This is a genomic window from Streptomyces sp. NPDC058985 (assembly GCF_042740985.1).
In the GTDB taxonomy this organism is placed as follows: Bacteria; Actinomycetota; Actinomycetes; order Streptomycetales; family Streptomycetaceae; genus Streptomyces.
Window position 1 is genome coordinate 14,382 of the sequence record NZ_JBHYJX010000043.1, and the last position, 17,125, is coordinate 31,506.

A 17,125-nucleotide genomic window follows, 5' to 3' on the forward strand; every position below is an offset into this window, starting at 1 on the left:
CCACCAGGGGCGTGTCAGGCCGCGGAGCGCAGGGGTTCCGCCTCGTTTCCGCGCGTGTCCGAGGGGGCCGTGGAGGCGGGGGCGACGACGAGGAAGGCGTCGGCGGCGAGGTCCATGACGACCTCGGCCGTCCGGCCCTGCGCGCGCAGGTGCGACGCGAATTCCTCGGCCGGCCAGGAGCCGCGGGGCGAGCCCGCGGGGAACGTCTTCAACACCAGGGCATGCGTCATCGCGGCACCTCCGCACGTGGATTCGGCACAGCCACCCACCGACCCTGACGGCTGGCTGCCTTGTCCTGCGCATGCCCCCGATCCGCGTGCGACACGCCCTCGGAATCGCGCCGCATCACTCCCATGCCGCCCCACTGTTGGCGAACCAGACCAATCCGCCGATGCATCAACGCACTCCCTCAAACAGGCCGATTACTCCTCGGCCAGTCCCGTCCGGGGGTCTTGCGCAGACGCGCCGCTCTACCCAGCATGGGTGCAAGCGCTTGTCAGGGTCACGCCAGTGATTTCAGTGTGCTCCTGATGACATGTCATGGGGCGCCCACCCAGCGCCCCCTCCCCGGTTCCCCACAACCTGGAGGATTCACAGTGCGACTCTCCCACCCCCACAGCCTTCCGAGACGCGCACGACTGGTCGCCATGGCCACCGGCCTCGCGGCCGCCGCGGCACTGGCGGTCCCCGCCGCCACCGCGTCGGCGCAGCCGGCCCCGGAGACGTTCAGCGCAGCCGAGCTCACCCAGACGACCGCCGCCGTGCGCACCGCCGACGTCGGCGGCACCGCGTGGTACACCGACGCCAAGTCGGGCAAGGTCGTCGTCACGGTCGACAGCACGGTCAGCAAGGCCGAGATAGCCAAGATCAAGGGTGCGGCCGGCGAGAACGCCGACGCGCTCGTGGTCAAGCACACGCCCGGCACGTTCTCGAAGCTCATCGCCGGTGGCGAGGCCATCACCACGGGCGGAGCCCGCTGCTCCCTCGGCTTCAACGTGCAGGACGGCGCGGGCACCAAGTTCGCGCTGACCGCCGGTCACTGCACCAACATCGGCAGCTCGTGGTCGATCGGCACCACCGCCGGCTCCAGCTTCCCGGGCAACGACTACGGCATCATCCGGCACTCCAACGGTGCCGCCGCCGACGGCCGCGTCTACCTCTACAACGGCTCCTACCAGGAGATCACCGGCGCCGGAAACGCCTCGGTCGGCCAGTCCGTCCAGCGCAGCGGCAGCACGACCGGTCTGCACGGCGGCAGCGTCACCGGCCTCAACGCCACCGTCAACTACGGTGCCGACGGCATCGTCTCGGGCCTGATCCAGACCAACGTCTGCGCCGAGCCCGGCGACAGCGGCGGCGCCCTGTTCTCCGGCAGCACCGCGCTCGGCCTGACCTCGGGCGGCAGCGGCAACTGCTCGTCCGGCGGCACGACGTTCTTCCAGCCGGTCACCGAGGCACTCGGCGCCTATGGCGTGAGCATCATCTGAGTCCTCGCCATGGCTCGGCGGGTTCACCGCCGACTCCGAGCACCGCCCCTGTCCGGTCCGCCGGGCGGGGGCGGTGCGCGTTGCCGGGCTCCGCCCGTTCGCCCCATCCCCTGGAACGTCCCGTCAGCGAGCGGCAGTTCTGCGATGCCGCCACCACAGGGTGATGAACGTGGCGAGAGAGAGCAGGAAGAGCGTGGACACCACGATGCGCGTAAGGCTCCAGGCCGGCCCATCCGGGTCCCACCACGCCTCGACGAGGTTGAGAAACAACACGAGGCCGAAGGTGACCTGCAACGCCGCTTTCGCCCTGCCGACCTGCTGACTCCGCCTCATGTGTCCCACCTGTGCCGATTCCGAAGCAGGGGCGCCGGCGCCCTCCCCGATGCGTACCATCCCCTCCGCAGACGGTTCCCGGACGACGCCGGGGGATTCAGTCGAGGCAGAACTCGTTGCCTTCGATGTCCTGCATCGTGATGCAGGACTCGTTGACGCCGTCGGCGCGCTGGGTCAGCACGTGTGTCGCGCCGAGCGCCATCAGCCGTGCGCATTCGGCTTCGAGCGTGGCCAGGCGCTCGTCACCCACCAGCCCGATGCCGGCCCTCACATCGAGATGCACCCGGTTCTTGACGACCTTGCCTTCGGGAACGCGCTGGAAGAGCAGGCGGGGGCCCACACTCGAGGGATCAGCGCACGCGAAGTAGAGCTCATCCTCGGGCGGCAACGAGTGGTGGTACTCCTCCCACGTGGCGAAGCCCTCCGGGACCGGCGGTACGACGTACCCCAGCACCTCGCACCAGAAGGCGGCGAGTCGGGCGGGTTCCGCGCAGTCGAAGGTCACTTGGAACTGTCTGATCGTTGGCATCGGCGCACGATAACAGGGGCGCTGCCCGCCTCCTGGTGGCAAAGGCACATGCTGCATGATCGACGCCATCGCCTGGCAGTTTCAGACCACGGCTCATTTACCGCTCCATGTCAGGAGGACCTGTGCAGCGTGGCGAAGTCTGGTGGGCGGATGTCGATGAACGGCGGCCGGTCGTGCTGCTCTCGCAGGAGGGGGCCGAGTTCCGGGCGATGCAGGTCGTCGCTCCCGCCGGCATCGAATTCGGCGGCATGGCGGCCGAGCTGGCAGTAGGTGCCTCCGAGGGACTGCCCATGGAAGGCGTGCTACGAGTCGCGCTCCCCCGTGCCGGTCTCATCCCTTGTACGTGGCTGGTCACCTTGCGCCGGAATGATCTGGTCGAGCGGGCGGGAGTCCTGTCGCCCGCGAAGCAGGGCGAGCTCGAGGAACTCCTCCGTCTCGGTGGGCTCGAAGAGCCGCCTGCACCCTGAGTGTGCACGCGCTCCTCGTCTGGCGCGCAGATCAGGCTCGAAGAAACGAACCGTACGCAGAAGGAGGTGTGCGATGGTGGATCTGACCGGGCGCACAGTGGTGATTACCGGGGCCGGGCGTGGGTTCGGGCGGGCGTTGGCCCTGTGCGCGGGCCGACTGGGGGCGCGCGTGTTCGTGTCGGCCCGTGCTCTGCCTGCGGCCCAGCGCGTGGCCGATGAGGTGGCGTCCGACAGCGGCGCGAAAGTCGACGCCTTCGCCTGCGATCTGGCCGACCCCGCCTCCATCCGAGCCTTCGTGGAGGGGATCTCCGCCCACGCCGACCGCGTGGACGTGCTGATCAACAATGGTGCCCGCTATCTGGAGGGCCCCGGACTGTGGGACGCCGACGACGACGCGATCACCGACACCATCGCCTCCGGGGCCACCGGCACACTGCTGACGGTCAAGCACTTCCTGCCCTTGCTGCGCGCCTCTGCCGGTGCGGACGTGGTCAACATGGTCTCCTCGGCCGCGGAAGCCCGTGACCACCGCTCCCAGGCGCACCCCGCGTTCTACGCGGCCAAGGCCGCCCAGGCCGGCTTCGCCGACATCCTCTCCCACCGGCTCCGTCCCGAGGGCGTCCGGGTCATCTCGCTCTATCCGCCGGACTTCACGGAAGGTGACCCGCTCCACTCCTCCTGGGATCAGGCTTCCCGGACCTCCGACGGCCCGCTGACCGCCCAGTCCGTCGTCGACTGCGTCCTGTTCGCGATCGGCCAGCCGCGAGACTGCTACATCCGGTCCTTCCACTTCGAGCAGTCGTAGGCGCCGGAGGGGGCGGAACATATGGGCGGTCGGGCCGCTGAACATCCTCGGCCGCTACGTGACTGCCCCCGGCGACGGCCACCCCAGCCACCAGATGAACAGGCCGCTCAGCAGGACGAGCAGGAAGAGTGCGGCGTTGGTGCGGCGGTAGGCGACCAGGAGGGCCACGAACTCGCGGATCATGGCGCTCGGCCAGAAGTACGCGGCTGTCGGGGCCCCGATCACATGGCCCCGGACGCCGGTGCGGCGGGCGGTGATGGCTGCGCGGAAGACGTGGTAGTTGTTCGTGACGATCACGCACCGGTAGTCCGGATTCGCCCGCTCCATCAGGGCTTTGCTGTACGTCAGGTTCTCGTCCGTGGTCGTCGAGCGGTCCTCGCGTTCGATCAGGTCGGCGGGGACACCCTGGGTGACCAGGTAGTCGGCCATCGCGTGGGACTCGGGCAGCTTCTCGTCGGGTCCCTGTCCTCCGGAGGTGATCAGGACCGGGCGCCGGCCCTTCCGGGACAGCCGTGCGTGTTCCTTCCGGGCCCGGTCGAGGCGGCCGGCCAGCAGTGGGGGCACGGTGGTGCCGCCGCTCAGACCCGAGCCGAGGACCACGACGTAGTCCGCCCGGCGCCGGAGGCGCAGACGCCCGTACAGACTCCCGTAGACGAGGAAACAGAGGAACAGGAAGGCGACGTATCCGGCGAGCGCTACCGCCGTCGCCGCGACGACGACAAGCGTGTGCGTGTGCAGCACCAGCGCGGTGATCAGCAGCGCGAGCAGGGCGACGAGGGCTGTGCCCGCCCCCAGGGACAGCAGGTTCGCCAGGCTCCTGCCCTCCTTGCGCACCATGGTGATCCCGTTGGCGATGAGGAACCACGCCAGCGTGACGACCCCCACGCCCGCCAGGGTCAGCAGCACGACGGCCAGATCGCGGCCCAACTGGGTTCGCTCGGAGGCCACATGCAGCAAGAGCGCGAGCAGCGCGAAGACGGCGGACAGGCCCAGCAGAACCGCGTTGCTCACTCGGCGGCGATCTCGAACCACACCAGCGCAGAACAGGAAGAAGCAGACGAACGACGGTACGAAGGCCACCATGCGCCGATCCTACGAGGCGGGGCGCGATCCCGGCCGGGCTCCGTGGTGCCCCGCACCGGCCGCTTCGCCGGGGGCGCCTACGAGGTGCGCTCCACGCCTGGATGGCGCCCGGACATCAGGAGCGATCCTTCCGGTGTGCCTGGAAGGCGAAGACCGCCAGAATCAGCCCACTAACCGCTGCGATCGCACCTAGTACGAGTGACACAGAATCTCCGGTGAATATTCCTGCAACACATGCACACACCCCTCCTGCGATCAGGATCGCGGAAAAGACGCGCACTCCCCTCACTGCCTCATCCATTACCGTCATCCATTGGGGTAGGTGTTGTTGATGGGATCGCCGTTGGCGTAAGGGTAGGGATTCTCCTCCTGGCCGGAGGAGGCGGGCCGGGTGAAGCGGCCCAGGGTGGGGTCGTAGTAGCGGTGGCCCATCTTGTAGAGACCGGTCGGGTCGGCGCAGGCGCCGACATAGCGGTAGGGCTGGGGACGGACTCCGTCGGTGTCGTGCGCGACAACCCCGTCGGACCGTAGGCGTAGGTGTGGGTGCGTTTGGCAGTGCTGTCGGCGAGGCCAAGGACGTTGCCCGTGGCGTCGGTGAGGTAGTAGTAGGACTTCCCCGCGATCGCCGTGAAGTTCAGCGTGCCCGAGGCGAGGCAGGAACCTGCGTAGCGGTACGGCTGAGGCCTGGCCTGTGCTAACTAGAGGCCAGGCCTCTTTGGTGCGGCCGCGTCAACAACTCACTGTCGGCGCCTTCTTCTGCCCATGACGATCACAGCGATCGCTCCGCAGACGGCTCCGACGATTCCGCACGCGAGAATGAGTGCGAGGTCCATCTTCAGCCTTCCATCAGCTATGGCCGTTCCGACCGGACTCTGTGGGCATCACGTCAGGTCGTTCCACAGGCACGTACCTGCGCCGGTGACAAGGCCGCCGGCCGCGCCTGTCGCAGCACCGATCCCGCATCCAGCCAGGGCGCCAGGGCGCCAGGGCGCCAGGGCCAGTCCAGACACTGCCGACGGCTCCAGAAGCACAGCCGCCTGCAGCACCGACCAGGGCACCCCCGATCGTGTCCTTCGGGAAGTCTCCGACGGAGAAGAGTCCGCTGGGATCGTTGCTGTTGATGGGGTCGCCGCCCGCGTAGAGGTAGGGGTTGGTTTCCTGGCCGGAGGGGTCGGGTTGGGTGAAGCCGGCGGGTCCTGGCTGAACTTTGGTCGAGCGGTGGTTCGCCGAACTCACGCAGAAGAAGCTCAAGCGCGGCGTCCACCGCTCCGTCCAGGCACTCGAACGTGACATCCGGTCCTGGCTCGCAGGCTGGAACGAGCACCCCAGGCCCTTCGTCTGGACGAAAACCGCCGACGAGATCCTCGGCAAAGTCGCCGCCTACTGCCGACGAATCTCCGACTCAGGTCACGAGATTGTTCTCCTGAGTTGTAGGTTACGGGGCGGGCGCCAACGGTGCCCGCCCCGGTCTATTTTCCGCGTCGAAACTGAACAAGCACCAATGCTGTTGCGGACACCCCTAGGAGACTGAGGAGCAGGAGGCCCCAATGCTCGCCCATGATGGAGGCTCCCGAAGAGATCACGCACAGAACGAGTACCGTCCAGACGCAGACTTTCCAGGTTCGGCTCTCGCGTAAATCCCTTGAGCTTCGCATGCACACTTCCCCTCACTCTTGCTTGTTGTCTGCAACGTTTCGGGGTGGAGGCGATCATCCGTCGCCTCCACCCCGAGCATCTCTTAAGCGATGTGCCGCCCGACTACCACTCCAACCCCGAACGCGCCGCCGATGAAACCGCCGATGCCGACGCCGACCCCGCAGGCTGCGGGGCCGAAGAAGCACGCACCCCCTCCAAGACCGGCTCCGGCGCCGGCAGACCCACCGATGATGCTGATATCCGTCACCAGGTCGTCGATGCCGTAAAGGCCGCTGGGGTCAATGCGGTTGACGGGGTCGCCTGCGGCGTAGAGGTAAGCGTTGGTTTCCTGGCCCGAGGGGTCGGGCTGGGTGAAGCGGCCGAGGGTGGGGTCGTAGTAGCGGTGGCCCATCTTGTAGAGACCGGTCGGGTCGGCGTAGGCGCCCGCGTAGCGGTAGGGCTGGGGGACGGACTCCGTCGGTGTGGTGCGCGGGAGGCCGGTGGGGCCGTACGCGTAGGTGTGGGTGCGCTTGCCGGTGCTGTCGGCGAGGCCGAGGACGTTGCCGGTGGCGTCGGTGAGGTAGTAGTAGGACTTCCCCCCAGTCGTCATGGAGTTCAGCGTGCCCGAAGGCTCGCGGATGAATCCGGTGTCGACGCCGTTCGTGGTCGTGGACGCCAGGCCGAGGGCCGTGTGGTGGAACCAGGTCGAACCGAGCTTGGTGCGCTCCGCGTTGTCCGTGCCGGCGTGGACCAGGTCGTAGGTCTTGCCGCCGGCGGTGATGCCGGCCAGCTGGCTGTAGTCGGTCCAGGACTCGGCCGTGCGGGGGGTGTTGTCGGCCGCCGACGTCTCGTTGCCGAGCTTGTCGTAGGACCAGCCGGTGGTGGTGCCGTTCTTGGCGGTCAGTTCGGATGCGTCGTTGTACGTGTACGTCGTACCGCCCGGACAGGCCGTCTTGCTGCCGTCGCGGCTGGTGAGGTTGCCGGCCTTGTCGAAGCAGTACAGCCAGGAGGCCTTGCGGGTGCCGGCGGAGTCGGCTTCGAGGGCGTAGGTGAGGCGGTCCTGGGAGTCGTAGGTGTAGCTGGTGGTGTACTTGGTGGTGTTGTCGGTGCGGGTGCGGATCTTGGTGGTGTCCTTGCCCGCGGTGTTCTTGTAGCTGTAGGCGAGGTCGACGAAGGTCTGGGTGCCCGAGGTGGTCTTGATGTTCTCGGGGCGGCCGTTCTTGTCGATCGTCACCGACTGCGTGGTGCCGCCGGGGTAGACCGTCTTCGTGCGCTTGCCGTTCTTGTCGTAGTCGAAATCGGTCTTCTTGCCGTCCGGCGCCATCAGGAAGTCGAGGCGGCCGGCCGTGTCCCAGGTGTAGTCCGTGGTGCCGGTCGGGTCGGTGTAGTAGTCGACGTCGCCGCCCGGGGTGTAGGCCAGGGCGGTCTGGGCGCCGTTCTGCAGGGTGCGGACCCACTCACGGTTGAGCTTGTCGTACGTCCAGGTGGTGGTGCCCGAGGCGTCGGTGCGGGTTTTCACGTTGCCGTCGCCGTCGTAGGTGTAGGTGACGGTGGAGTTCGTGGAGGAGACCTCGCGGACGCGGTCGCGGTTGTCGTAGCGGTAGACGGTGGTGACGTTCCTGCCGTCCTTGACCGTCTCCACCCGGCCCAGCGCGTCGTACGTGTACGTCGTCTCGCCCAGCGGCGTCGGCGGCTTGACCTTCCGCAGGTTGCCCTGGTCGTCGTACGTGAAGGAGGTGACCTTGCCGCCCGCGTCCTTCGCCGTGCAGCGCTGGCCCTCGAAGCCGCCGCACTCGGGGGTGGCCTTGTTGTACGTGTACTCCCGGGTGCCGCCCGCGGTGCCGGACGTCGTCACCGACATCGTGTTGCCGTTGGCGTCGTACTTGAAGGAGTCCTTGCGGCCGTCGGCGGTCGTGAAATCGTTCGGCAGGTCGGTGCCCGCGACCGTCTGGTACGCCGTCACCGACGCCGTCGCGCCCAGCGGCAGCTTCTGGGAGAGGGCGTTGTTCCGGCCGTCCCAGCCGTAGGTGGTGGTGTTGCCGCCCGTGCCGTCCGCGCCGGTGCCCATGGCGTCGATCGCCGTCTGGGTGAGGTGGTTCTTGTACGTGGCGTGGCGGGCGTGGCCGAGGGGGTCGGTGACCTTGGTGACCTCGCCGTCCGCGGTGTGGACGTACTTCGTGGCGTCGCCGTCGGGGTCGGTGACCGTCGTGGTGCCCGCGTCCGCGGGGGTGGCGGCCGTGTAGTCGTAGCGCCAGGTCGGGCCCGTGTGGCCGGCGGGCGTCGACTCGGTGGCGCGCTGCATGGAGCGGACGCGGTTGTGGCCGTCGTAGGTGAACAGGGTGACCGTGCCCTCAGGGGTGGTCACCTTCGTCACGCGGCGCGAGCCGTCGTACTCGTACTCCGTGGCCTGGCCGGCCGTGTCCGTCACCTTGGCCAGGTTGCCGGACCCGTCGAGGTCGAGGACGGCGGTGCGGCCGGTGTGGTCCTTGGCCTGCCACTGGTTCGGGTAGGTCTTGACCAGGTCGATCCAGCGGCCGGAGCGGGTCTCGGTGAGCTTGAAGCCCTTGTGCTCGGCGCCCTCGTCGTGCTGCTCGACGGTGATCGTGCCGTCGTTCTTGTCCGTCACCTTCAGCAGGGTGCCGTGCTCGCTGTACGTGTCCTTCGAGCCGGACTTGCGGTCGGTCAGGGTGTAGGTGCCGTCCGCGTTCTTCTTCAGGTCCTTCGAGTAGCCCGTCGGTGTCGTGTACGTGCCGTCCGACTTGGCGGTGAAGCGGAGCAGGTTGCCGGTGGCGTCGAAGACGTCCACCTCACCCTCGTTGACCTGGAGGTAGCGCTCGTAGGACTGCCACCAGCGCTGCGACACCTTCCCCCAGGGGGCTTCCAGGGAGTTGTAGGTGCGGGTCAGTTGGAGTTTCTGGCCGACGCCCGCGATGTCGAAGTCCGTTGCGGCCAGCATGAGGTTGCCGTCGGAGAGGTTCACCCGCGCCACCAGGGCGTCGTTCAGGCGGGTGTCGGTGATCTGGTGCCAGGGCACCTCGCCCTGCCCCTCGGGCAGATAGTCGGAGGCGGCAGCGGCTGCCGAGCGGGCAGTGGACGCCTTGGTGGGCTGCTCGCCGGTGGCGCGGGTCTTCTGCGCGGCCCGCCAGGCGGCCACCTCCGGCGACGGCTGAGCCTCCGCCTGCGAGGCCGGCGCCCTGGTCTTACCGGCCGGCGTCGCCGGGGCCTCCACCTTCGTCGGCTTCGTCCACGGGCTCTCCGGCTCCGGCAACTGCGGCTTCGGCGTCGCCGCCAGGCCGGGTGCCGCCGCGATCACCACGGCAGCGGTGGTGATCGCCGAGACGAGGGCGGTTCTGTGCGTTCTGCGGGCACGCCGAAACGGCGTGCGCATGGCACGCGAGTGCATCAACTTCCCCCCACAGGAAGACAGACACGGCAACCCCATCGGTCGCCGCGGACTCACAAGCTGTCACAGGAAGCACACAAAACGGCCCGGCGTCCCCCTGAAACGCATATGCATTCCGGCCGGAATCAGCCCCGCCGCTTCACGCCGGAGAATCGGCAGAAATCTGGTCCAACTGTGCGCCTGAGAGGCAGAATTTGTGGTTCCGTTGTCGACTTTCGAGGGGAACCTGGCCGGAAACGAATGAAGTCGACGCTTCATCGCAAGATGTGGTCTGCCATGGTCGCATTCCGGCCAGGTTCAGACCTGGCTCGGTCTCTCCACTCGGCCCGGCAACCAAGGGTTTCGCGCTCGTCACGGCCTGCAGTCACCCCTGGAAACTTGTCCAAGAGCAATGGTTGAGCGCTGAACACTGCTGCGAACTGGCCTTCACGCCATGCACACTTGCCGCGCCCTGCATGCGTGGTCCCCCAGCCCGCGGCAACCGCCCCTGCTGCAAAGGACCCCTTTCCATGAGTGCGCCCGGAAGACGCAGAACCGCCGTTCAGTGGGCCGGTCTGCTGCTGTGCGGGAGCCTGGCTCTCGCCATGGTCTCCGCCGCCGTAGAAGCGCTCTTTCACCCTGGTGCCGCGTGGTGGCCCCTCGCCTGGCCCGTGCCCTGGTACCTCACCCCGGTCGCCGCGCTCGCCTGGGGCATCCTGCGCCTGCGCGAGAAGGGCGCGGGCCGGCCGCCCGGCGACGAGCAGGACGACCTGCCGGGCGAGGACTGGGACCAGGCGGCCTGATCCGCCCTACACACCTTCCACCTCGAACCACACCACCTTGCCGGGGTCCCGCTCCCCCACGCCCCACTTGTCCGCCAGCTCCGACACGAGCAGCAGGCCGCGCCCGCTCTCGCCGGGCTCCCGCGTCTCGGCCTGCGGGATTGCCGGCACACCCTCCCCGCTGTCGTGGACCTCCACCCGTACGCCGCCACCGCAGCGCACCAACCTGAGCAGGAAGCCCCGGCCGGGTGGTACGCCGTGCACCAACGCGTTGGTCGCCAGTTCACTGACGCACAGCAGCACGTCGTCCGCCCGCTCGCGCACGCCCCACTCCGCGAGGGCCTCCCGCGCGAACGCCCTCGCCGCCGGGACGGACCGGCGCTCCCGGCGGTAGAAGCGCTCACGTGGGGACGAGGGTTGAGTTTCGGTGTTCACGTGACGAGGGTCACGCTCCGTGGTCACACTGAGACAGTGCGCAGGGCCGTACGGCCGGTTTGTACGGGCGCTCGATGGTGGACGTACGGGCGTGGGTGGGGAGTTCGACCTCATGGGGACGACGACACGGAGGAACGCCTCCGCGATGAAGATGGTGGGTGCGCTGCTCGCCCTCTACCGGCAGGCGGCCGGGCACACCCAGAGGTCTCTGGGCGAGCGTTTCGTCATCGGCGAGCAGCAGATCGCGTCGATCGAGCAGGGCAGGCGCCCACTGAAGCCGGATCTCGCCGAGCAACTCGACGAACTCCTGGACACCAAGGGCGCGTTGTCTATCGCCCTCAGCAAGATGCCCGAGGTGGATCTCGTTCCGCTGTGGGCGGAGGAGTTCCTCGACCGGGAGCGCGAGGCCATCGTGATCTCGTCCTACGAGAACCAGGTGTTGCCGGGGCTGCTCCAGACGGAGGCGTACGCGTGCGCGGTGTTCCGCAGCCGAGTTCCGTTCTATGGGGAGGACACGATCGTCCGCCTCGCGAGCGCACGGATCGATCGACAGGGCATCTTGTACCGGAAGAGCCCTCCGATCACGTGTTTCGTGGTCTGGGAGCCGGTCGTGAGTGCGCCGATCGGCGGGCGAGAGGTCTGGATCGAGCAGCTCCAACACCTGCGAAGGTGCTCGGAGTTGCCGGGGCTCATGTTCCAAGTGCTCCCTCAGGACCGCACGAGCCACGCAGGGCTGAACGGCTCCTTCGTACTGCTGGAGACCCCTGACCACCAGCGGCTCGCGTACACGGAGAACCAACGCGGAAGCCAACTGATCGCTGATCCCGACGAGGTGGCCATCCTTACTCAGAAGTGTGCGATGCTGCGGTCACAGGCCCTCACACCCGAGGACACGAGGGATCTGCTGGACCGTCTCCTGGGGGAGTCATGAGCAGCACCGACCTTCGGTGGTTCAAATCGAGCTACAGCGGCGACGAAGGCGGCAACTGCGTCGAGGTCGCCACCCACCCCACCGCCATCCACATCCGCGACTCCAAGACCGCCGCCGACGCCGACACCCCCACCCCCCACATCACCGTCGCACCAAGCGTCTGGACCGCATTCCTCGCATGGTGACGTCCGCCTTCCACAGGTCGAACTCCGCGTCGCGCGGCCCGTACGCCACGTAGGGCTCGCCCTCGCCGAAGACCTGGACGGGGTGCGTCGCGTCCCACGCGCGCCAGCCGGGGTCGCCGGATTCCGTGAAGCGGACCCACGCGCCGTGCATCGCGTCCGCCAGGTCCTGCGGGGCGCCCTCCCCCGCGAGCTTGCGGGAGTCCGGGGAGGCGCCCGAGTCGAAGACGAAGCCCAGTTCCAGGGCGTGGCAGGCGCCGAGGCCGGGCAGGGTGGACGGCCAGGCGAACTCGTAGACGTACGACGAGCCGGGCCGCGCGTCGGCCACGCGGTGCAGCGGGACGCGGAGCAGGTGGTCGGTGACGAGTTGCCCCACCGTCTCGGCGGCACCGGCGTCGGGGTGGGCCGCACGGTAGCCGCGTACGACCTCGTTGCCGCAGTGGCAGCGGGCGCGCGCACCCGCGAGGGCCACCGCGCCGAGGCGGTCGACGCGTTCGAGGAGGCCGCCGGGGACCAGCCAGAGCCGGTACTCGTCTCGGGTCCAGCCCATCATGAGGTCGACGTCGCGGGCCGTGTCGCCGTCGACGAGGGCGTCCAGCGGGTCGTGGGGCATCACGTCGCCGTCGACGACGATGCCGAAGGCGGGGCCGCCGAGGACGGGGCTGCTGAACCGGCCCACCTCGGCCTGGGCGCGCAGCAACTGGGCGCGGTCGGCGGCCGCGAAGGACTCGGCGGTGGCGGGGATCCTGAGGCGGGCGGCCATCCGGCGGACCATGCGCCGCACCTTGTCGCGGTCGGCGGCCTCGGGCGCGCCGCTCTGGAGCACCGCCCGGCGGAACAGGCCCTGGGCCCGGGGCGCGGCGAGCAGGGCGCCGGTGCTGATGGCGCCGGCGGACTGCCCGGCGACGGTGACGCGGTCGGGGTCGCCGCCGAAGGCCGCGATCGACGCCCGCACCCACTCCAAGGCGGCGATCTGGTCACGCAGGCCGGCGTTGGCGGGGGCGTCCGGGAAGAGGCCGTAGCCCTCGACGCCGAGGCGGTAGTTGACCGACACGCAGACCACGCCGTCCCGGGCGAAGGTGGCGCCGTCGTAGACGGGAACCGCGGAGGATCCCCTGGTCAGGGCGCCGCCGTGCAGCCAGACCAGGACGGGCAGGCGGGCGCCGGGGCCGGGCTCGGGGGTCCAGACGTTGAGGTTGAGGCAGTCGTCGCCGGGGATCGCCGGGTCGGAGAGGTACTGGGCGAAGGCCTCGGAGTAGGGCGGTTTGGGCGCCGTGGGGCCGAAGAGGCCGGCGTCGCGCACGCCGTCCCAGGGCTCGGGCGGCACGGGCGGGCGGAAGCGCAGCGGGCCGAAGGGCGGGGCGGCGTAGGGGATGCCGCGGAAGACGGCGATCCCGTTCTCGTACCGGCCGCGCACAGCCCCGTACACCGTGCTGACCACGGGTTTCTTCCGGTCTGCCGTCATGTGCCCACCAGCCCTTCGCCGCACTCCCGTACCGCTCATGGCACAGCGTCACCACGGCCGTGTCTATTCCGGACCGTCCGCTTCGGGCCGGCTGGGGGACAATGGAAGCCACGCACGCCCGCACTGCGCAGGAGGCCGTCGTGACCGTCGATCCTCATCGCTCCACTCAGAACGCGCCCGTATGGATCGCCGAGGCGGGCGGACGCCACGCCGTGCTGGCCTTCTCCGGCACCCTCGACTCGCATGCCCTTCAGGTCCTGGAGGAACTGCTCCTGGACCCGCGGCTGCGGGAGCCCACGGACTGGACCCTGGAGATGAGCCGTCTGGAGAACATCGACCTGGCCTCCGCGTACGCGCTGATGCGGGCGGTGACCCGGGCGCCCGAGCCGGTCAGCCTGACCGTCCGGGGCGCGCGCCCGGCCGTCCACCGGGTGCTGCGTCAGGCCGGGCTGGACACCGTGGTCACCTACGCGGAGTGACGGGCCGCAGGACCACGGCTGGCTTTCGCTGGAGCACGGAGCGGTGTGGGTGACGTATACCGACGCGGCCCCGAAGGCCGACGTGGAGAAGCTGGCCGCCAAGGTCAAGAAGACGCAGCACCATCCCGCGCTGGGCGAGCCGGTCGCCCGAGGCGTCGTCGGACATCAGCAGCGTCAGGTCCTCGACGATGAGCGGGCCTTCTGCATGGCCTCTTCCCTCCGTCCACTCCGACTTGCCTGTCGGGAAAGTCAAGAGTAACTTTCCCGACAGGAAAGTAAAGCTGGACGTGAAGTCGTGGAAGTGGAAGACGCGGAAGGGGAGGCGGCGGGCGTGGGCGCACCGGTGAACGCCGAACAGGCATGGCAGGACCTGCAGCGCATCCGGGTGCCGCAGGAGCGGGTGTACGACGAGGTCGAGCGGTCCGCGTCCGGCGGGCCCCGTACGACGTACGGCACGGCCGGGCTCATGTGGCTCTTCCTGGCCGCCCAGGGCCTGGAGCCGCCCCCGTGGGGCGTCGCGCTCGCGGCCGTCGCGTACCTCTCGCTGCTGGCGTGGATGGTCGTGACGCACACCAGCCGGGGCAGGGTGCGGCTGCACCACTCCCGCTACGACTGGCGTTCGGTCGCCACCTTCGCCGGGGGCGCGGTGCTGGTCGGCGGGGTGACGGTGTTGACCGGGCGGCTGGCCCAGCCCCTGGAGCCACTGGCGGGCAGCGTGATCCAGGCGACCGCGGCGGCGGCCGTCTTCGTGCTGTTCGTCGGCCCCGCCAACCGCTGGGCGACCGGCACGCTGCGCGGCCGGGGCGCGGGCGCGGAGGCGGGCCGATGAGCGTGCCCAGCGGCTTCGACGAGCTGATCCACCCCGCCACCCGGCTGTCGGTGGTCGCCCTGCTCGCCGCCACGGAGTGGGCGGACTTCGCGTTCGTCCGCGACAGCCTCTCGCTCAGCGACTCCGCGCTCTCCAAGCAGCTGCACACCTTGGAGGAGGCCGAGTACCTGGAGATCCACAAGGAGGGCGCCGGCCGCAGACGGCGCACCAAGGTGCGGCTGACGGACCGGGGCCGCACCGCCTTCGAGGGGCACGTGGCGGCGCTCCGGGCCATCGTCCAGGGCGCCGGGCCCCAGGACGACAACGACGAGCCGCAGGGCTCCCGTCCGGCGGAGGCGGCACGATGACCGCGTCACCCGCCCCCGTGGTCCGCGCCCGCGGCCTGACCATGGCGTATGGCGCCGTCGGCGTCCTGCACGGCGTCGACCTGGACGTGCACCGCGGCGAGGTCCTCGCCCTGCTCGGGCCCAACGGCGCGGGCAAGACCACCACCGTCGAGATCCTGGAGGGCTTCCGGCAGCGCTCCGGCGGCGAGGTCAGCGTGCTCGGCACCGACCCGGAGCGGGGCGACGACGCCTGGCGGGCGCGGATCGGGCTGGTCCTCCAGTCCTGGCGCGACCACCGCCGCTGGCGAGTCGGCGAACTGCTGACCCACTTCGCGGCGTACTACGCCGACCCGCGCGACCCGGCCGAGCTGCTGGACCTGGTCGGCCTCACCGAGCAGGCCCGGCGGCAGGTGGAGCGGCTGTCCGGCGGCCAGCGCCGGCGGCTGGACGTGGCCCTCGGCATCGTCGGCCGCCCCGAGCTGCTGTTCCTGGACGAGCCCACCACCGGCTTCGACCCCGAGGCCCGCCACGAGTTCCACCTCCTGGTCGAACGGCTGGCCCGCGAGGAGGGCGTCACCGTCCTGCTCACCACGCACGACCTGGTCGAGGCCGAGCGGCTCGCCGACCGGATCGCGATGCTGGTCGGCGGCCGGATCCGGGCCCACGGCACGCCCGCTGAACTGGCCCGGGGGGCCGCCGCGCGGGCCGAGGTCCGCTGGACCGCCCCCGACGGGACGTCCCGCCGCGAACGCACCGCGGACCCCTCGCGGCTGGTCTGGGAGCTGCACCGGGACGCCGGCGGCCCGATCGCCGACCTCGAGGTCCGGCGTCCGACGCTGGAGGACACGTACCTGCACATGGTGCACCGCCCAGACGACGCCGCCGACGCCGCCGACGCCGCCGAGGGCTCCGAGGGCTCCGAGGGCTCCGAGGGCTCCGAGGGCTCCGACGGGATCACGAAGAAGAGCGAGGAACGGGCCGCATGACTGAGACACACCCGGCGCAGGACGGCCCGCGCCGCGCCGTCCGCGCCCCTTGGCGGGCCGGGTTCCAGCGCGGCGGCATCGAACTGCGGCACCTGCTGCGCAACCCCAAGGAGATGACCGGCCACCTCAGCAACGTGGTGGTGGCGCTGGTCGTCGCCGGATTCGTCGGCGACGACGTGCCCGGCACGCGGACGCCGATGGCCCACCTGGTGCTCGCCGGCTTCGCCGCCTACCTGATGTTCCAGATCGGGCTGATCAGCCTCCCGCAGATGCTGGTGACCGAGCGGGAGGAGGGCGCCCTGCTGCGGCTGCGCGCGACACCCGGCGGCATCCTCGCCTACCTGGTGGCCAAGTCCCTGCTGGTGGTCGTCACGACGGTCGCCACCCTGGCGGTCCTCCTGGCGCTCGCCGCGCTGCTGGTGGACGGGCCGTTGCCGCAGGGGGCGGCGGGCTGGGTGACGCTGCTGTGGGTCACCACGCTCGGACTGCTCGCCGTCGTGCCGCTCGGCGCGGCGATCGGCGCGGTGCTGCCCAACCCGCGCGAGGCGCTGGCGTTGATCATGCTGCCCGCGATGGCGCTGCTGTTCACGTCCGGTGCGGTCTTCCCGCTGACGTCGCTTCCGGTGCCGGTCCAGCAGGCGGCCTCCGTCTTCCCGCTCAAGTGGATGGCGCAGGGCCTGCGTTCGGCGCTGCTGCCGGACAGCGCCCGCGCCGCCGAGGCGGCCGGTTCCTGGGAGCTGCCCATGGTCGCCCTCGTCCTGACCGCCTGGGCCGTCCTCGGCTTCCTCCTCGCCGTGCCCCTGCTGCGCCGCGCCGCCCGCCGGGAGTCCGGCTCCCGCCTGAGCGCCGGCATCCGCAAGGCGGAGCAGAGCGGCGCGCTGGCCGGGTAGGGCACGCAGGGCCCCGCCCTCGGCGCGCCGCGTCGTGGGAACGCTGCGATGCTGAGAGGGCGGAGGCGCTTCTCGCGGAGCGGTGACGGCGAAGGTGGT

At 70.0% G+C, this 17,125-nt stretch carries 19 protein-coding genes and 2 pseudogenes; 13 read left to right on the top strand and 8 right to left on the bottom strand.

The genetic code is table 11. The features are described 5' to 3' along the window. Window positions 1-14: 14 nt before the first annotated feature. A complete protein-coding gene (locus ACFW01_RS29885) occupies window positions 15-230 on the bottom strand; it encodes a hypothetical protein (protein WP_234960090.1) in 216 nt (71 codons plus the stop codon). 366 nt (window positions 231-596) lie between these two features. On the opposite strand from ACFW01_RS29885, the gene ACFW01_RS29890 reads away from it, so the two are divergent. After that, a complete protein-coding gene (locus tag ACFW01_RS29890) occupies window positions 597-1,487 on the top strand; it encodes a S1 family peptidase (protein ID WP_234960089.1) in 891 nt (296 codons plus the stop codon). 123 nt (window positions 1,488-1,610) lie between these two features. Here the strand turns inward: ACFW01_RS29890 and ACFW01_RS29895 are convergent, their stop codons facing one another. Both ACFW01_RS29895 and ACFW01_RS29900 read right to left on the bottom strand, forming a co-directional pair. Beyond that, the gene (locus ACFW01_RS29895; RefSeq protein ID WP_384508805.1) at window positions 1,611-1,820 is read right to left on the bottom strand and encodes a hypothetical protein; all 210 of its coding nucleotides are present in this window, start codon (window positions 1,818-1,820) and stop codon (window positions 1,611-1,613) included. Window positions 1,821-1,917: 97 nt separating this feature from the next. After that, a complete protein-coding gene (locus tag ACFW01_RS29900) occupies window positions 1,918-2,349 on the bottom strand; it encodes a VOC family protein (protein WP_384508807.1) in 432 nt (143 codons plus the stop codon). Window positions 2,350-2,471: 122 nt separating this feature from the next. Between ACFW01_RS29900 and ACFW01_RS29905 the strand changes: the two genes are divergently transcribed. Both ACFW01_RS29905 and ACFW01_RS29910 read left to right on the top strand, forming a co-directional pair. Beyond that, complete coding sequence (locus ACFW01_RS29905) at window positions 2,472-2,816, top strand: type II toxin-antitoxin system PemK/MazF family toxin (protein ID WP_384508810.1); 345 nt, start codon at window positions 2,472-2,474, stop codon at window positions 2,814-2,816. Between the two features lie 73 nt (window positions 2,817-2,889). Beyond that, window positions 2,890-3,621: an SDR family oxidoreductase gene (locus ACFW01_RS29910; RefSeq protein ID WP_384508813.1), complete on the top strand. Its 732-nt coding sequence runs from the start codon at window positions 2,890-2,892 to the stop codon at window positions 3,619-3,621. 54 nt (window positions 3,622-3,675) lie between these two features. On the opposite strand, the gene ACFW01_RS29915 is transcribed toward ACFW01_RS29910, so the two are convergent. Next, complete coding sequence (locus ACFW01_RS29915) at window positions 3,676-4,704, bottom strand: YdcF family protein (protein WP_384508816.1); 1,029 nt, start codon at window positions 4,702-4,704, stop codon at window positions 3,676-3,678. Window positions 4,705-5,010: 306 nt separating this feature from the next. After that, a complete protein-coding gene (locus tag ACFW01_RS29920; RefSeq protein ID WP_384508903.1) occupies window positions 5,011-5,361 on the bottom strand; it encodes an RHS repeat-associated core domain-containing protein in 351 nt (116 codons plus the stop codon). A gap of 537 nt (window positions 5,362-5,898) precedes the next feature. On the opposite strand from ACFW01_RS29920, the pseudogene ACFW01_RS29925 reads away from it, so the two are divergent. Next, a pseudogene (locus tag ACFW01_RS29925) lies at window positions 5,899-6,115 on the top strand (IS630 family transposase); the annotation flags it as partial. 327 nt (window positions 6,116-6,442) lie between these two features. Here ACFW01_RS29925 and ACFW01_RS29930 read toward each other — a convergent pair. Then, the gene (locus ACFW01_RS29930) at window positions 6,443-9,727 is read right to left on the bottom strand and encodes an RHS repeat-associated core domain-containing protein (RefSeq protein ID WP_384508819.1); all 3,285 of its coding nucleotides are present in this window, start codon (window positions 9,725-9,727) and stop codon (window positions 6,443-6,445) included. Between the two features lie 524 nt (window positions 9,728-10,251). Here ACFW01_RS29930 and ACFW01_RS29935 point away from each other — a divergent pair. After that, window positions 10,252-10,524 carry a hypothetical protein gene (locus tag ACFW01_RS29935; RefSeq protein ID WP_234960084.1) on the top strand — a complete coding sequence of 91 codons (273 nt, stop codon included), beginning with the start codon at window positions 10,252-10,254 and terminating at the stop codon, window positions 10,522-10,524. A gap of 6 nt (window positions 10,525-10,530) precedes the next feature. On the opposite strand, the gene ACFW01_RS29940 is transcribed toward ACFW01_RS29935, so the two are convergent. Further along, window positions 10,531-10,938 (bottom strand): ATP-binding protein, encoded by a 408-nt coding sequence (locus ACFW01_RS29940; RefSeq protein WP_384508823.1) that lies wholly within the window; start codon window positions 10,936-10,938, stop codon window positions 10,531-10,533. Between the two features lie 112 nt (window positions 10,939-11,050). Between ACFW01_RS29940 and ACFW01_RS29945 the strand changes: the two genes are divergently transcribed. Both ACFW01_RS29945 and ACFW01_RS29950 read left to right on the top strand, forming a co-directional pair. Further along, window positions 11,051-11,869, top strand: a complete 819-nt coding sequence (locus tag ACFW01_RS29945) for a helix-turn-helix domain-containing protein (protein WP_384508906.1) — start codon at window positions 11,051-11,053, stop codon at window positions 11,867-11,869. Then, window positions 11,866-12,054, top strand: a complete 189-nt coding sequence (locus tag ACFW01_RS29950; RefSeq protein WP_234960081.1) for a DUF397 domain-containing protein — start codon at window positions 11,866-11,868, stop codon at window positions 12,052-12,054. The genes ACFW01_RS29945 and ACFW01_RS29950 overlap by 4 nt, the downstream gene beginning before the upstream one ends. On the opposite strand, the gene ACFW01_RS29955 is transcribed toward ACFW01_RS29950, so the two are convergent. Continuing rightward, window positions 12,011-13,516 carry a carboxylesterase/lipase family protein gene (locus tag ACFW01_RS29955; protein ID WP_384508827.1) on the bottom strand — a complete coding sequence of 502 codons (1,506 nt, stop codon included), beginning with the start codon at window positions 13,514-13,516 and terminating at the stop codon, window positions 12,011-12,013. The two genes, ACFW01_RS29950 and ACFW01_RS29955, sit on opposite strands and share 44 nt — an antisense overlap. 140 nt (window positions 13,517-13,656) lie before the next feature. On the opposite strand from ACFW01_RS29955, the gene ACFW01_RS29960 reads away from it, so the two are divergent. The 6 genes and pseudogenes from ACFW01_RS29960 (at window position 13,657) to ACFW01_RS29985 (ending at window position 17,026) form a co-directional block, all read left to right on the top strand. Continuing rightward, window positions 13,657-13,995, top strand: coding sequence for an STAS domain-containing protein (locus ACFW01_RS29960; protein WP_384508830.1), 339 nt, complete (start codon window positions 13,657-13,659; stop codon window positions 13,993-13,995). 25 nt (window positions 13,996-14,020) lie between these two features. Beyond that, a pseudogene (locus ACFW01_RS29965) lies at window positions 14,021-14,114 on the top strand (DUF3105 domain-containing protein); the annotation flags it as partial. 212 nt (window positions 14,115-14,326) lie between these two features. Then, a complete protein-coding gene (locus tag ACFW01_RS29970) occupies window positions 14,327-14,824 on the top strand; it encodes a hypothetical protein (RefSeq protein ID WP_384508833.1) in 498 nt (165 codons plus the stop codon). Beyond that, window positions 14,821-15,171 (top strand): transcriptional regulator, encoded by a 351-nt coding sequence (locus tag ACFW01_RS29975; RefSeq protein WP_384508836.1) that lies wholly within the window; start codon window positions 14,821-14,823, stop codon window positions 15,169-15,171. Before ACFW01_RS29970 ends, ACFW01_RS29975 begins: the two co-directional genes overlap by 4 nt. Beyond that, window positions 15,168-16,136, top strand: coding sequence for an ABC transporter ATP-binding protein (locus tag ACFW01_RS29980; RefSeq protein ID WP_384508839.1), 969 nt, complete (start codon window positions 15,168-15,170; stop codon window positions 16,134-16,136). Before ACFW01_RS29975 ends, ACFW01_RS29980 begins: the two co-directional genes overlap by 4 nt. Continuing rightward, window positions 16,133-17,026 (top strand): ABC transporter permease, encoded by an 894-nt coding sequence (locus tag ACFW01_RS29985; RefSeq protein ID WP_234960075.1) that lies wholly within the window; start codon window positions 16,133-16,135, stop codon window positions 17,024-17,026. The genes ACFW01_RS29980 and ACFW01_RS29985 overlap by 4 nt, the downstream gene beginning before the upstream one ends. Window positions 17,027-17,125 lie beyond the last annotated feature (99 nt).

Bases quoted from the DNA above. Each gene is read 5' to 3' on its own strand.
- ACFW01_RS29950 (WP_234960081.1), top strand. From the start codon at position 11,866: ATGAGCAGCACCGACCTTCGGTGGTTCAAATCGAGCTACAGCGGCGAC.
- ACFW01_RS29910 (WP_384508813.1), top strand. From the start codon at position 2,890: ATGGTGGATCTGACCGGGCGCACAGTGGTGATTACCGGGGCCGGGCGT.
- ACFW01_RS29915 (WP_384508816.1), bottom strand. From the start codon at position 4,704: ATGGTGGCCTTCGTACCGTCGTTCGTCTGCTTCTTCCTGTTCTGCGCT.
- ACFW01_RS29900 (WP_384508807.1), bottom strand. From the start codon at position 2,349: ATGCCAACGATCAGACAGTTCCAAGTGACCTTCGACTGCGCGGAACCC.
- ACFW01_RS29980 (WP_384508839.1), top strand. From the start codon at position 15,168: ATGACCGCGTCACCCGCCCCCGTGGTCCGCGCCCGCGGCCTGACCATG.
- ACFW01_RS29955 (WP_384508827.1), bottom strand. From the start codon at position 13,516: ATGACGGCAGACCGGAAGAAACCCGTGGTCAGCACGGTGTACGGGGCT.
- ACFW01_RS29985 (WP_234960075.1), top strand. From the start codon at position 16,133: ATGACTGAGACACACCCGGCGCAGGACGGCCCGCGCCGCGCCGTCCGC.
- ACFW01_RS29895 (WP_384508805.1), bottom strand. From the start codon at position 1,820: ATGAGGCGGAGTCAGCAGGTCGGCAGGGCGAAAGCGGCGTTGCAGGTC.
- ACFW01_RS29935 (WP_234960084.1), top strand. From the start codon at position 10,252: ATGAGTGCGCCCGGAAGACGCAGAACCGCCGTTCAGTGGGCCGGTCTG.
- ACFW01_RS29945 (WP_384508906.1), top strand. From the start codon at position 11,051: ATGGGGACGACGACACGGAGGAACGCCTCCGCGATGAAGATGGTGGGT.
- ACFW01_RS29975 (WP_384508836.1), top strand. From the start codon at position 14,821: ATGAGCGTGCCCAGCGGCTTCGACGAGCTGATCCACCCCGCCACCCGG.
- ACFW01_RS29885 (WP_234960090.1), bottom strand. From the start codon at position 230: ATGACGCATGCCCTGGTGTTGAAGACGTTCCCCGCGGGCTCGCCCCGC.
- ACFW01_RS29930 (WP_384508819.1), bottom strand. From the start codon at position 9,727: ATGCGCACGCCGTTTCGGCGTGCCCGCAGAACGCACAGAACCGCCCTC.